Below are 13,493 nucleotides of genomic sequence, written 5' to 3'. Positions count from 1 at the left end.
GGAACTGACGACAACGCGGTTGATTGTTGGCGGGGCGCGGCGCAATTTCACCGGGGACGTGATGCGATTTTCAATTTTCCTCGCGGGAGTGTGGTTGATGGGTGCGCTGGCCGGTCGTGCGCAAACGCCGCTCAATCCGCCGGTGCCCTTTGTCGAGCCGTCTTCGGCGATGGAGTCTGCCGGTCGCGATGCATTGTCGCTGGTGGCGGCGCAGCGGGCGCAGGAGATGGGATTTCCGTCGGCGGCGGCAGCAATCTACCGCGAGCTGATGCAGCGGCCCGACGTCGACCGCGAGGCGGCGATGTTGGGACTCGCGACGGCCTTGCTCGACGAAGGCAAAGGCGCGGAAGCCGAGCGCGTGCTGCACGCGTGGGAAGGCCCGCGCAGTCCCGCGTGGCATCTGCGGAAAGGCCTGGCGGCGTGGCAGCAGAACTTCATCACGACGGCGAAAAACGAGCGCGACGCGACGCGAATCGGGGAACTGGCGCCGGCGGATCGCGCGTGGCATCTGTTTTTGCAGGGGTTAATCGCGACCTCGGACAACGAGCCAGACAAGGCGGTGGCGCTGTTTGACCAGGCGATCGAGCTGGCGGTGTCGCCACCGGCGCGGGCTCAGATCCTTCTCAAACGCGAACAGGTGCGGCTGCAGCGGGGACCGGTCTCGGAAATGGCGGCGCTCACGGCGCGGAAAAACATGGAGGAGTTTCAGGGCCGCGCGCGCGGATACGAATGGGGCCGCGTGTATGCGACGACGCTGGACGAACTCGGGCGCAAAGCCGAGGCGGTGGCGGTGCTGCAGCGGCAATTGCTGTCGCTTCCGGCGGAGGAGCGCGGGGAACTCGACGACACGCGGCTGCTTCTCGGCTTGATCGGCGGCGCGAGCGAAGGACCGGGGCGAAGCGCGCTCGAGCGGTTGTTGGAGCGCGGCAACGATCGCAACAAGCAGCGCATCGCGTTGCAGGCGCTCGCCGAAGCCTCGACCCGCAATCCGCAGCTGGCCGCGTTTCGGAGGCTGCTCGACGAGTTGATCGCTGCGAAGACGCCGCACCCGCTGCTCGAGGACCTTTATCTTTACCGGGCGCAGGTGGCGTTGACGATGGCGCGGGCCGAAGGCGGTTCGGCCAGTTATGCCCAAGCGGAGACGGATGCGCGCACGTTGCTGCAGACGTTTCCCGGTTCGCCGTTGAAGGCGCATGCCTACGCGGTGCTGACGCAGGCGGCGTGGGATCAGCGCCGGTATCGCACGGCGGCGGACAACGCGGTGAAGGCGCGGGCCGAGTTGCCGGAAGGGGCGTCGCGCGCGGCGCTCGGCCTGTTGATTGCCGAGGCGTGGTTTCGGGCGGGCGATTATCGCAGTGCGGCCGACGCATATGCGGCCGTCCTGCGGGAGGGTCCGGCGAAGGCGAATCCCGGCGAGCTGATGTTTCAACGTGTGTTGTCGGAGATTCGCGCCGGGACGCCGGAGGTGGCGGTCGCGATGCTGGACGATCTCGCGCGCGATCCGGGCTTCGATCAGGTGAACCGCTGGGAGGCGGAGTGGAATCTGGCGCGGGCGCTGCAGGTGCGCGGCAAGACCGATCAGGCGCTGGAACGGGTGAACCGGGTGCTCGACAGCGCGCAAACCACGGGCGCGCGGGCGGTGCCGACGGAGTTGCGCGCGCGCATGGCGTGGCTGCAGGCGCGGCTGGCGTTTGCGGCCGGGCGGCCGGAGCAGACGCTGCAACTGGTGGAGGCATTTTCCGGCGTGCTGGCGAATGTGACGCCGGCCTTGCGAGACGAGATCGCGAGCTCGGGCGCGCTCTTGAAGGCGGAGGCGAGCTTCGCGCTCGATCGGGACGCCGCCGCGCTGGAAACGTTGAAAAAACTGCGGACGGATTATCCGCGATCGGTCGCGGCGGTGTCTTCGTATTTCGTCGAGGCGAAGCATTATTCCGAGCAGGACAAAACCGTCGAGGCGCAGCAGTTGCTGATCCAGCTGGCGGAGCAGGACAGCTTTCCGGAGAAGCAATTCTACGCGCCGTTCGCCCTGTTTCAGGCGGCGCTGCAGGCGGAGCGGCGCGGGCAGGAGGCGAATTACCGCGAGGCTTACCGACTGATCGAGGATCTTGTCGGCAAGTATCCGCAGAGCGACCTCGTGTTTGCGGCGCGGATGAAGCAGGGCGACCTGCTGCGGAAGCTGAACGATTTCCCCGCGGCGCAGCGCGTTTATGAAGAGCTGGTGAACCGGTTCTCGCAGCGGCCGGATGTGGCGCTGGCGCAGCTCGCCCTGGCGGAGACGCACAACGCCCAGTCGGCGAACGAACCCAGCCATGCGGAAAGCGCGCTGGTGCTGTTCGAGCACGTGCGCGATCGCGTCGACGCGCCGCTCGACGCGCGGGTGGAGGCCGGGTTCAACCTCGGCCTGCTCCGCGCCCGGCGCGGCGAGCCGGCGAAGGCGGAAGAGGTGTGGTGGCGCGACGTCGTCACGGAATTTTTGATACAGCCGGGCCGGGCCGAGCAGTTGAGCGACAAAGGCCGCTACTGGATGACCCGGACCCTGCTCGAGCTCGGCGGGCTGTATGAGCAGCAGGAGAAACTGGAACAGGCCAAGCAGGCCTGGTTGCTGATCCTGGAGGCGAAGCTGGGCTACGGCGAAGCGCTGGCGCGGGCCCGTTTGGCGCGGTTCGGGCTTCCCGAGGCCAAGGCCTGACCGCGGGTTTCGCATTTACGCCGAGCGGGGAACGCGGTCTAACGCTGATCACGATGCGCGATCTCGATCTTTTACTCTTCGCCAAGGGCGGCCCGATGATGTGGGTGCTGCTCGTGATGGGCCTGATCGGCGTCATGTTGTTCGTCGAGCGGACCCTTTATCTGCATCGCGGGCAGATTCGCTCCACCGCGTTTCTGAACGGCATCAAGAACATCCTCGCGAAGCGCCGCATCGTGGAAGCGTTGACCGTGTGCGAGGAGACGCCCGGACCGGTCGCGGCGGTGGTGAAGGCGGCGCTGCTGCACGCCGACGACAACGCGGATCAGATGCGATTCCATGTGCAGGAGGCGGCGGTGATCGAGCTGCCCGCGCTGGAGCGGCGCCTCGGGGCGATCGCGGCGATCGCGCAGGTCGCGCCGCTCGTCGGTCTGCTCGGGACGATCCTCGGGATGGTGACGACCTTTCTCGCCTTCGAGAAGGACTACGCCACCGCGAACGTGCTGGCGACGGGGATGTGGCAGGCGCTGCTCGCGACGGCCGGGAGCCTGATGCTCGCGATCCCGGCGCACCTCGCGTATCACTTTCTCTCCGGCCGGGTCCGGGCGATCGTGCGCGACGTCGAATGGGCGGGTAACGAGATCATGAAGTATTTGTTGACCGAATACCGTGGATTGAAGCCGGGGGCCGGTCAGGAGGGCGGCGAGGGGGGGTTATCCGCGTCATGAATGCGGGCGACCGGAGACCGGCCGGCATGATCACGCGCCCGCTCGATCTGGCGGCCCGGTTGCGGCCGGAACCGCGGAATTTCGATTCCTGGTTCTATGTGAACGGCGGGTTGATCGTGTTGTTTTTCCTTTTGTTCGGCTCGCGCTTCGTGCTCGCGCCGGGCCTCGGCGTGGATTTCCAGATGCCGGCGATGAGCGGCGCGCGCGCGGGAGCGGCGATGACGCAGCGGGTGATCAGCGTCCGCCCCTCGGGCCAGATTTTCGCGGCGGACGGGCTGTTGAGTCTTCCGCAGTTGCGCGAATGGCTGCGGGGCGAGGCGGCCAAGTTGAAGGAACCCTCGCTGCTCGTGCGCGCGAGCGCAGGCGTGCCGATCTCGACGATCGCCGAGATCAAGAGCGCGGCGGCGGACGCCGGATTCGTCCGCGTGGTGATTGGAGCCGAGGAGCCGGGAGCGAATCCGGAGCTCGATCGTTGAAGCCGATGGCGCGCGCGGAACCGTCAGGATATCGCTGGGGCATCGGCGCGGGAATCGCGGCGCTGCTGGCCTTGGGTGCGGTGTTCCTGGTGCGGGTCCCGCACTACGAGGCGGCGCGGGACAATACTGGCCCCACGCCCGCGGCCCTGCCGATCGGCATCGCGCCGCTCGAGTCGAAAAACGGCGACGCCACGCTGCGGGAGGAAGCGGTGTTGCGCGACCCCGCGCCGCTTTTCCTGCCCTCGCGCTGGAGTGCGAGCGAGAATACCATTCCCGCGGAAGCCTGGAGGGAGCCCGTGACCTCATTTCGTGGATACGAGCCGAAATGGTCGTTTGCCGAGAGTCGGTTGAGCTTGGAAATGCCGGCGGTGATGCAAGCTCCCGAAAAGGCCGCAGGCGTCCTCGCGATCAGCCGGCCGGAAAGGCCGTTCCTGGGATTCGGAGAAACCGGCCTGACGACCACACCGCTGCCATCGCGCGCGGCTTTTCTCGAAGTTTCGGCCGCCGGCAGCGGGGTTCCCGTGCTGACCCAGGCGCTGATGGACGCCCAACCGCCGTCCGGCGCGGCGTGGCAACCATTGCGTTTTCTTGTCGCGGTGGACGTCCGGGGGCTTATCGGACCACCCGTGCTGATCGAAAGTTCGGGTGCCGGCGCCGTAGACAGTTATTTTCAGGACTACCTCGCGCAGACCTTGCGATTGGGGGAGCGTTTGGGCCCGGGATATTATCGGGTCGGGATCGGGCCGTAAGGATTGACCTGCGTCGCGAAACGCGATTCTTCTTTCCGTTCCGCGATCGGAGGCGCTACCGGGCAAAAAAGAGCAAGTTTGCTGTTGACCTCAATTTTCGCGGAATGCACTTTCTTCCCTCTTTTCGTTTTTTGATCCCTCCCTCGGTCTGCCCAGATAGCTCAGTTGGCAGAGCACGTCCTTGGTAAGGACGAGGTCGCCGGTTCGAGTCCGGTTCTGGGCTCCAGGTCAAACGTCGCATGACTTCAGCGACGTTAATAACAGAGGTCAAACTTCATATATCGAACCACTAACGTCTCCGAACTCCCATGGCTAAAGGCACATTCGAACGCAAGAAACCGCACGTCAACGTCGGCACCATCGGCCACATTGACCACGGCAAGACGACCACGACCGCCGCGATCCTCGCGGTGCAGGCCCGCAAGGGTCTCGCCGAGGTGAAGGCCTATGCCGACATCGCGAAAGGCGGTACGGTTCGTGACGCCACCAAGACCGTGACGATCTCGGTCGCCCACGTGGAATACGAGACGGCCAACCGTCACTACGCGCACGTCGACTGCCCCGGCCACGCGGACTTCGTCAAGAACATGATCACCGGCGCGGCGCAGATGGACGGCGCGATCCTCGTCGTCTCCGCCGCTGACGGCCCGATGCCGCAGACGAAGGAGCACGTGCTCCTCGCCCGCCAGGTCGGCGTGCCGAAGATCGTCGTTTTCCTCAACAAGGTCGACCTCATCGACGACCCGGACCTCCTCGAGCTCGTCGAAGAGGAAATCCGCGACCTCCTCACCAAGTACCAGTTCGACGGAAAGAACACGAAGATCGTTCGTGGGTCCGCCACCGCCGCTCTCGAGGGCAAGCCCGAGGGCGAGAAGGCCATCGGCGAGCTGATGGATGCGATCGACACCGAGATCGCCGAGCCGGTCCGTGAGATGGACAAGCCCTTCCTCATGTCGGTCGAAGACGTCTTCTCGATCACCGGCCGCGGCACCGTCGCGACGGGTCGTATCGAGCGCGGCATCGTCAAGCTCAACGACACGGTTGAGATCGTCGGCCTCCGCGACACGACCACCACGGTCGTGACCGGCATCGAGATGTTCCGCAAGCTGCTCGATAGCGGCCAGGCGGGTGACAACGTCGGCCTTCTTCTCCGCGGCGTGGAAAAGGAAGGTATCGAACGCGGTCAGGTGCTCGCGGCTCCGAAGTCGATCACCCCGCACAAGAAGGCCAAGGCCGAAATCTACGTCCTCTCGAAGGACGAAGGCGGCCGCCACACGCCCTTCTTCGACGGCTATCGTCCTCAGTTCTACTTCCGCACGACGGACGTGACGGGCGTTGTCAATCTCCCGAAGGGTGTCGAGATGATCATGCCCGGCGACAATATCACGGTCGACATCGAGCTGATCGCTCCGATCGCGATGGAAAAGACCCAGAAGTTCGCCATCCGCGAAGGCGGCCGCACCATCGGTGCCGGTCGTATCACGGAGATCGTCGAATAAGTTTTAGCCAATGGTAACCGGCATCGCCGAGGCCTCATATCGGGGCCTCGGCTATGTCGTCTAAGAAAGACTCCTGCACAGGCGTGTAGCTCAATTGGTAGAGTAGCGGTCTCCAAAACCGTCGGTTGGGGGTTCGAGTCCCTCCGCGCCTGCCATCTTCAAGTTCATGAAAAACCCGTTCAGGTCCGTCCGCATCTTCACGACCGAAATCGTCGAGGAGCTCAAGAAATGCACCTGGCCGACCATGTCGGAGCTGCGTGACTCGACGATCATCGTGGTGGTTGCCTCGGCGATCTTGGGCGTTTTCACGAGTATCAGCGATTTCTCCCTTTATCAGTTCGTGGATTTGTTCACGCGGCTGGTCAGCTAACGTCCCGTTCTCATGTCTGCCCAAACGACCGCGCCCGCCGACGCCCAGTGGTTCGCCTTGCACACGCTCTCCGGCCAGGAGAACAAGGTGAAGGCCTACATCGAAAAGTTCAAAAAGGCCGAGGAGCTCGACGATTACATCTTCGAGGTGCTCCTGCCCACGGAAGTGGTTTCCGAAGTTAAGGGCGGCAAGAAGAGCACGAAGGTCCGCAAGCTCTATCCGGGCTATGTGTTCATCCAGATGCGTCTCTACGGCGAGGATGGCAAAGTCATCAACAAGCCGTGGTATTTCGTGAAGGAAGTCGCTGGCGTGATCGGCTTCGTCGGCGGCGATCGCCCCGCGGCGCTGCGCCAGACCGAGATTGACGAAATTCGCGCGCGCATCGAAGCGGCGAGCGGTAAGGAAGTGCCGAAGGTTCAATACTCCGTCGGCGAGGAAGTGAAGATCACGGACGGCGCCTTCGCCTCCCTCACGGGTCGCATCGACGAGATCGATCCGGAGCGCGGCAAGCTGAAGATCTCCGTCTCGATCTTTGGCCGCTTCACGCCGGTCGAGCTCGAATACTGGCAGGTCCAGCGCAACACCGAGTAACTCCTTTTCATCCTTTCGATTTTGGATTTTCGATTTCAGCCAGCCTCAGGCCGGTCGGGATCCCTGAATCGAAGCAGTAAATCGAAAATCCAAAGTCCCTCCGTATGGCCAAGAAAATCCAAGGCTACATCCGCCTCCAACTTCCTGCCGGCGCCGCGAATCCCGCGCCCCCGGTCGGTCCCGCGCTCGGTGCGCAGGGCGTCAACATCATGGCGTTCTGCAAAGACTTCAACGCCCGCACGAAGGATCAGAACGGCATGATTCTGCCGGTCGTGATCACGGTCTACACCGACAAGAGCTTCACCTTCATTCTCAAGTCCCCGCCGGCGTCCGTCCTCCTCAAGAAGGCCGCGAACATCGCCAGCGGTTCCGCCAAGCCCAATCAGGACAAGGTCGGCAAGGTCAACCGGAAGCAGCTCGCCGAGATCTGGAAGATCAAGAAGGCCGACATGAATGCCAAGGACGAGGAAGCGGGCATCAAGATCATCGCCGGCACCGCCCGTAACATGGGCATCGAGGTCGTCGACTAACCCTTTGGTTTTGGGTTTTGCGTTTTGGGATCCCGGTTTCCGAACCGACCCAAGCCAAGACCCAAAGCTCAGAACACAAAACTACCCAGCGGGAGTCCTCCGGGACGCTTGCACCGCAAGGAGTCATCCATGCCAAAAAAGCACAGCAAACGCTACAACAGCGCCGTAAAAGTCGCTGATCTCAATCAGGAATATCCACTGGCGGAAGCCGTGGAGGTTCTCGCCAAATTCCCGAAGGCCAAGTTCGACGAGACGGTCGAGCTGTCGTTCCGTCTGGGCGTCGACGCCACGTCCGGCGAACAAAACGTCCGCGGCACGACCCCGCTGCCGAACGGCTCGGGCAAGAAGGTCCGCGTCGTCGTCTTCACCGACAGCCCGAAGGCCGCGCTCGATGCCGGCGCCGACTTTGCCGGTCTCGACGACCTGATGGCGAAGATCAACGAGGGCTGGCTCGATTTCGACGTCGCGATCGCGACGACGGAGGCGATGAAAAAGGTCCGCACGCTCGCCCGCGTGCTCGGTCCCAAGGGCCTCATGCCGAACCCGAAGTCCGGCACGGTGACCGACGACGTCGTCGCCGGCATCAAGGCCGTCAAGGCCGGCCGCGTGGAGTTCAAGATGGACAAGACCGCCAACCTCGGGGTCGGCGTGGGCAAGCGTTCGTTCACGAACGCCCAGATCCTGGAGAACGTGCAGGCTGTGGTGGAAGCGGTGGGCAAGTCCAAGCCTGCCACCTTCAAAGGCAGCTCGTTCATCAAGAGCGTCACCATCTCGTCGAGCATGAGCCCGGCGGTGAAGGTGGCGTCCAGTGAGTTCTCGAAATACTAAAAGGAGCCCGACCGATGAGAGCCGAAAAACAATATTTGATTTCCGAGGTCGAGACTCACCTGAAGAAGTCCGACTACGTCATCCTCACCAATTTCACGGGGGTGACGGTTTCCGAACTCGCGGACCTGCGCGGCAAACTCGCCGCGGAAAACGCCGAGTTTCACGTGGTGAAGAACAGCTCGTTGAAGGTGGCTGCCAAAGCGCTCGGCCTGCCTGAGTTCGACACCGCCCTTACCGGCCCCACGGCCGTGGTGGTCGGCGGCAAGAACTCCGCCGGCGTCGCGAAGATCGTGAAGAAGTTCTTCGACGAGAAGCAGAAGCTCGAGATCAAGGTCGGCGTGATGGAGAAGAAGATCATCTCCGCCGAGGACCTGAAGAAGATCGCCGATCTGCCGTCGTTCGAAGTGCTGCGCGCTCAGTTCCTCGGGCTGCTCACCAGCAATGCCGCCGCGTTCGTCCGCGTCCTCGACGCCAAGGTCAAGAAGGAGCAGCCCGCTGCTCCCGCCGCCTGAGCGTCTCGTTCGTCACTTACACTTAAGCTTTAAACCTATTTTCCGGCGCGAGCCGGGAAGCGAAAACATCCATCGAGGCCGGCTAGGAGATACGTCTCTTAAACGCGTTTCCCTTCTGAAACCGCTATCCGCCTCAGGAGATTACCATGAGCAACATCACCAAAGACCAAGTTATCGAATGGCTGTCCGCGCAGACCGTTCTCGATCTCGCCGCCCTCGTTAAGGACCTCGAAGGCAAGTGGGGCGTTTCCGCCGCCGCCGCCGTCGCCGCCGCTCCGGCCGCGGGTGCCGCCGCTCCGGCTGCCGAGGCGCAGACCGAGTTCACCGTCGTCCTCACGGATGCCGGCGCGAACAAGATCGGCGTCATCAAGGAAGTCCGTGCCATCACGGGCCTTGGCCTCAAGGAGGCGAAGGACCTCGTCGAGGGCGCGCCGAAGCCGGTCAAGGAAAACGTCGCGAAGGCCGAAGCCGAGGAGCTCAAGAAGAAGCTCGAGGCCGCCGGCGCGAAGGTCGAACTGAAGTAAGTTCGTTGGCGTCTTTTCTCGCACATCTTCCGATTCCATCGGGACAGGCCGCGGCTGACCGCGGCCTGTCCTTTGCCTTTTCTCGCAATTGTTCTTTTGTCAGTATTTCCAGCCGATCTGCCGCCGCTGACGCCAGCGCGCGCATCGTCTGAGTTTTTACCCAACGGGAATTTCCATGGCCGACCGCACTCACTCTGAACGCATCAACTTCGGCAAGCTCCGCGAAGTCATTCAGCCGCCGAATCTCATCGAGATTCAGATCACGTCCTATCTCGACTTCCTGCAGAAGGGTATTCCCGACAAGCAGCGCAAGCCGCAGGGCCTCGAGGCCGTTTTCCGTGAGGTATTTCCGATCCTCTCCTACGACGAGCGGCTGACGCTCGAGTATGTCTCCTACACGCTGGGCGATCCGAAGAACACCGAGATCGAGTGCCTGCGCGAGGGCATCACCTATTCCGTCCCGCTCTACGTCAAACTCCGCCTCCGCGAAGAAGACTTCATCAAGGACGAGGAGATCTACATGGGCGAAATCCCGATGGTGACCGAGCGCGGCTCGTTCATCATCAACGGCGCCGAGCGCGTCGTCGTTTCGCAGCTCCACCGTTCCCCCGGCATCGCGTTCGAGGTCACACCGCATCCGAACGGCAAGCCGCTCCATTCTTTCCGCATCATCCCCGATCGCGGCACCTGGCTCGAGGTGCAGTTCGACAATAACGATCTGCTCTACGTCTACCTCGACCGCCGCCGCCGTCGCCGCAAATTCCTCATCACGACGTTGCTCCGCGCCGTCGGCTATTCGAGCGACATCGATATCCTGAACCTCTTTTACGAGATCAAGGACCTGAAAGTCGCCAAAGCGCTCGACTTGGAAAACGTCTCCACGTTGGTTCTCGTCGAGGACGCGATCGATGCCCAGAAGGGTGTCGTGCTCGCGCGCGCGTTCGAGCCGCTCACGAAGGCGATCGTCCGCACGTTCGAAAAACACGAGATCTCCACGCTGCGCGTCATCGACACCGCGGCCGACGAAGGCGCGATCATTCGCGCGCTCAAGAAGGATCCGACCCGCAACGAGGAGGAAGCGCTCAAGGAAATCTACAAGCGCCTCCGCCCGGGCGAACCGCCGACCACGGCGAACGCCAAGGCGCTCCTCAAGCGTCTCTTCTTCGATCCGAAGCGTTATGACCTCGGCCGCGTTGGCCGTTACAAGGTCAACCAGAAGCTCGGCCTGAAGGTCGACCTCGAGCAACGCATCCTCGAGTCCGGCGACGTCGTCGCCGCGACCAAGTATCTCGTCCGCCTCAAGAAGGGTGAGGGCGTGGTCGACGACATCGACCACCTCGGCTCCCGCCGCGTCCGCACCGTCGGCGAATTGCTCGCCAACCAGTGCCGCGTCGGCCTCAGCCGCACCGAGCGTCTCGTGCGCGAGCGCATGACGATGTATGATCAAAGCGTCGATTCGATCACGCCGCAGAAGCTGATCAACCCGAAGGCGCTCACGACGGTCATCCGCGACTTCTTCGCCCGCTCGCAGCTGTCGCAGTTCATGGATCAGATCAACCCGCTCGCCGAGGTGACGCACAAGCGCCGCCTCTCCGCGCTCGGGCCTGGCGGTCTGAACCGCGAACGTGCCGGCTTCGAAGTCCGCGACGTTCATCCGTCACACTACGGCCGCATCTGCCCGATCGAAACGCCGGAAGGCCCGAACATCGGTCTGATCAATTCGCTCTCGACCTACGCGCGCGTCAACGAATTCGGTTTCATCGAGACGCCGTATCGCCTGGTGAAAGAGGGTCGCGCCACCGACAAGATCGAATACCTCACCGCCGACCAGGAAGAGGGCAAAGTCATCGCGCAGGCCAACGCCGAGATCGACGACAAGGGCCATTTCATCGGCAAGGTCACCGTGCGTAAGGACGGCGAGTTCCTCGAAGTCCCCGCGGACGACGTCGACCTCATGGACGTCTCGCCGAAACAGGTCATCTCGATCGCGGCGGGAATGATTCCGTTCCTTGAGCACGACGACGCCAATCGCGCGCTCATGGGCGCCAACATGCAACGCCAGGGCGTGCCGCTCCTCCAGGCCGAGGCGCCGTTCGTCGGCACCGGCATCGAGGAGCGCGTCGCGCGCGACTCGAAGATCGTCGCTGTCGCCGAAGAGGCCGGCGTGGTCGCGTCCGTCGACGCGAAGCGCATCGTCATCACGAAAGACGGTGAGCTGCCGCGCAACCTGAAGACCGACTCGAAGAACGGCGTGCACGTTTACGAGCTGCGCAAGTTCATGCGCTCGAACGCGGGCACCTGCTTCAACCAGAAGCCCATCGTCAAACAGGGCCAGAAGGTGAAAGCCGGCCAGATCATCGCCGACGGCCCTTCGACCGATCACGGCGAAATGGCGCTCGGTCGCAACGTGCTCGTCGCGTTCATGCCGTGGAACGGCTACAACTTCGAAGACGCCATCCTCATCTCCGAAAAGGTGCTGAAGGAAGACATCTTCACCTCGATCCACATCCAGGAATTCGAGGTTACCGCCCGTGACACCAAGCTCGGGCCCGAGGAAATCACGCGCGACATCCCGAACGTCGGCGAAGAAGCGCTGAAGAACCTCGACCACAACGGTGTCATCCGCATCGGTGCCGAGGTGAAACCCGGCGACATCCTCGTCGGCAAGATTACGCCGAAGTCCGAAACCGAGCTCGCCCCCGAGGAAAAACTCCTCCGCGCGATCTTCGGCGAAAAGGCCGCCGACGTGAAGGACACCTCGCTCGTCGTTCCGTCCGGCGCTGCCGGCATCGTGATGGACGTGAAGGTTTCCTCGCGCGTCGACTTCGAAAAGGAGAAGCTCTCGCCCTCCGATCGTCGCCGTCAGGTGAAGCAGATCCAGGAAGAGTACAAGACGCAGATGGACAAACTCCGCGAGGGTTTGACCGAAGCGCTCTCCAACATCCTCCTTGGCGAAAAGATCCCGCTCGACGTCATCAACGGCGAGACCGGCGAAATCATCATCCCCGCCAATCGCAAGATCACGAAGACGCTGCTGCGCAAACTCGCCGCCGTCTCGAAGCACGTGCAGATCGATCCGTCTCCGGTCCGTATCAAGATCATGGAGATCATCGGTTCGTATCAGACGAAGTTCGACGAGCTCGAGAGCGACCGTGAGCGCAAGATCGGCGGCATCGAATCCGGTGCCGAAGCCGGCGACGGCGCGATCAAGCAGGTCAAGGTCTACATCGCCACGAAGCAGAAGCTCGAAGTCGGCGACAAGATGGCCGGCCGTCACGGTAACAAGGGTGTGGTCGCCAAGATCGTGCCCGAGGAAGACATGCCGTTCCTCCCGGATGGCACGCCGATCGAGATCTGCCTCAACCCGCTGGGCGTGCCTTCGCGCATGAACGTCGGTCAGGTGCTCGAAACCCATCTCGGCTGGGCCTGTAAAAAGCTCGGCCTGAAGGTTGCGACGCCCGTCTTCGACGGCATCCCGGAAAAGAAGGTGCGCGAATACCTGCGCGACGCGAAGCTCCCGTCCTCCGGCAAGAGCGTGCTCTTCGACGGACGCACCGGCGAGAAACTCGATCAGGAGGTCGTCGTCGGCTACATCTACATGATGAAGCTGAATCACCTCGTGTCGCACAAGATCCACGCGCGCGCGGTCGGCCCTTATTCACTCGTCACCCAGCAGCCGCTGGGCGGCAAGGCCCAATACGGCGGCCAGCGTTTCGGCGAAATGGAAGTGTGGGCGCTCGAAGCCTACGGCGCGGCGCACACCCTCCAGGAACTCCTCACCGTCAAGTCCGACGACGTGCAGGGACGCACCAAGATCTATGAGTCGCTCGTCAAGGGCGATAACACGCTGCAGGCCGGCACGCCGGAGTCCTTCAATGTGTTGATCAAGGAAATCCAGTCCCTCGGTCTCGACATCAAGCTCAACAAGAGTGACGCGCTCGGCTTCGGCACCTGATGGCCGCCGCGCCGCGTCGATTCCTTTCACAACAACACAGGGAGC

At 63.0% G+C, this 13,493-nt stretch carries 12 protein-coding genes and 2 tRNA genes; all 14 read left to right on the top strand.

The window, feature by feature from the left end; all coding sequences use genetic code 11:
- Positions 1-61 precede the first annotated feature (61 nt).
- The 14 genes from AC6RV7_RS16295 (at position 62) to rpoB (ending at position 13,448) form a co-directional block, all read left to right on the top strand.
- Positions 62-2,689, top strand: coding sequence for a tetratricopeptide repeat protein (locus AC6RV7_RS16295; protein WP_500095087.1), 2,628 nt, complete (start codon positions 62-64; stop codon positions 2,687-2,689).
- A gap of 53 nt (positions 2,690-2,742) precedes the next feature.
- Complete coding sequence (locus AC6RV7_RS16290) at positions 2,743-3,414, top strand: MotA/TolQ/ExbB proton channel family protein (protein WP_500095086.1); 672 nt, start codon at positions 2,743-2,745, stop codon at positions 3,412-3,414.
- Entirely contained in the window at positions 3,411-3,890 is a 480-nt protein-coding gene (locus AC6RV7_RS16285) for an ExbD/TolR family protein (protein ID WP_500095085.1), read from the top strand. Before AC6RV7_RS16290 ends, AC6RV7_RS16285 begins: the two co-directional genes overlap by 4 nt.
- A gap of 5 nt (positions 3,891-3,895) precedes the next feature.
- A complete protein-coding gene (locus tag AC6RV7_RS16280; RefSeq protein ID WP_500095084.1) occupies positions 3,896-4,639 on the top strand; it encodes a hypothetical protein in 744 nt (247 codons plus the stop codon).
- Between the two features lie 150 nt (positions 4,640-4,789).
- Positions 4,790-4,865 (top strand) — tRNA-Thr (locus AC6RV7_RS16275).
- An 82-nt stretch (positions 4,866-4,947) separates the two neighbouring features.
- Positions 4,948-6,138, top strand: a complete 1,191-nt coding sequence (gene tuf / locus AC6RV7_RS16270) for an elongation factor Tu (protein ID WP_500095083.1) — start codon at positions 4,948-4,950, stop codon at positions 6,136-6,138.
- 79 nt (positions 6,139-6,217) lie between these two features.
- A tRNA-Trp gene (locus AC6RV7_RS16265) sits at positions 6,218-6,293 on the top strand.
- 11 nt (positions 6,294-6,304) lie between these two features.
- A complete protein-coding gene (gene secE / locus AC6RV7_RS16260; RefSeq protein ID WP_500095082.1) occupies positions 6,305-6,508 on the top strand; it encodes a preprotein translocase subunit SecE in 204 nt (67 codons plus the stop codon).
- Between the two features lie 12 nt (positions 6,509-6,520).
- Complete coding sequence (gene nusG / locus AC6RV7_RS16255; protein WP_500095081.1) at positions 6,521-7,099, top strand: transcription termination/antitermination protein NusG; 579 nt, start codon at positions 6,521-6,523, stop codon at positions 7,097-7,099.
- 104 nt (positions 7,100-7,203) lie between these two features.
- Positions 7,204-7,629 (top strand): 50S ribosomal protein L11, encoded by a 426-nt coding sequence (gene rplK / locus AC6RV7_RS16250; protein WP_500095080.1) that lies wholly within the window; start codon positions 7,204-7,206, stop codon positions 7,627-7,629.
- Between the two features lie 129 nt (positions 7,630-7,758).
- On the top strand, positions 7,759-8,457 hold the full coding sequence (rplA, locus tag AC6RV7_RS16245; protein ID WP_500095079.1) for a 50S ribosomal protein L1: 699 nt from the start codon (positions 7,759-7,761) through the stop codon (positions 8,455-8,457).
- Positions 8,458-8,471: 14 nt separating this feature from the next.
- The gene (gene rplJ / locus AC6RV7_RS16240) at positions 8,472-8,969 is read left to right on the top strand and encodes a 50S ribosomal protein L10 (protein ID WP_500095078.1); all 498 of its coding nucleotides are present in this window, start codon (positions 8,472-8,474) and stop codon (positions 8,967-8,969) included.
- 146 nt (positions 8,970-9,115) lie between these two features.
- Positions 9,116-9,493, top strand: coding sequence for a 50S ribosomal protein L7/L12 (gene rplL / locus AC6RV7_RS16235; RefSeq protein WP_500095077.1), 378 nt, complete (start codon positions 9,116-9,118; stop codon positions 9,491-9,493).
- Positions 9,494-9,668: 175 nt separating this feature from the next.
- On the top strand, positions 9,669-13,448 hold the full coding sequence (gene rpoB, locus AC6RV7_RS16230; RefSeq protein ID WP_500095076.1) for a DNA-directed RNA polymerase subunit beta: 3,780 nt from the start codon (positions 9,669-9,671) through the stop codon (positions 13,446-13,448).
- The last annotated feature ends 45 nt before the right edge of the window (positions 13,449-13,493 follow it).

The sequence above is a fragment of the Opitutus sp. sgz309028 genome, from assembly GCF_059821195.1.
This window is presented reverse-complemented; position numbering and strand designations above follow the sequence as displayed.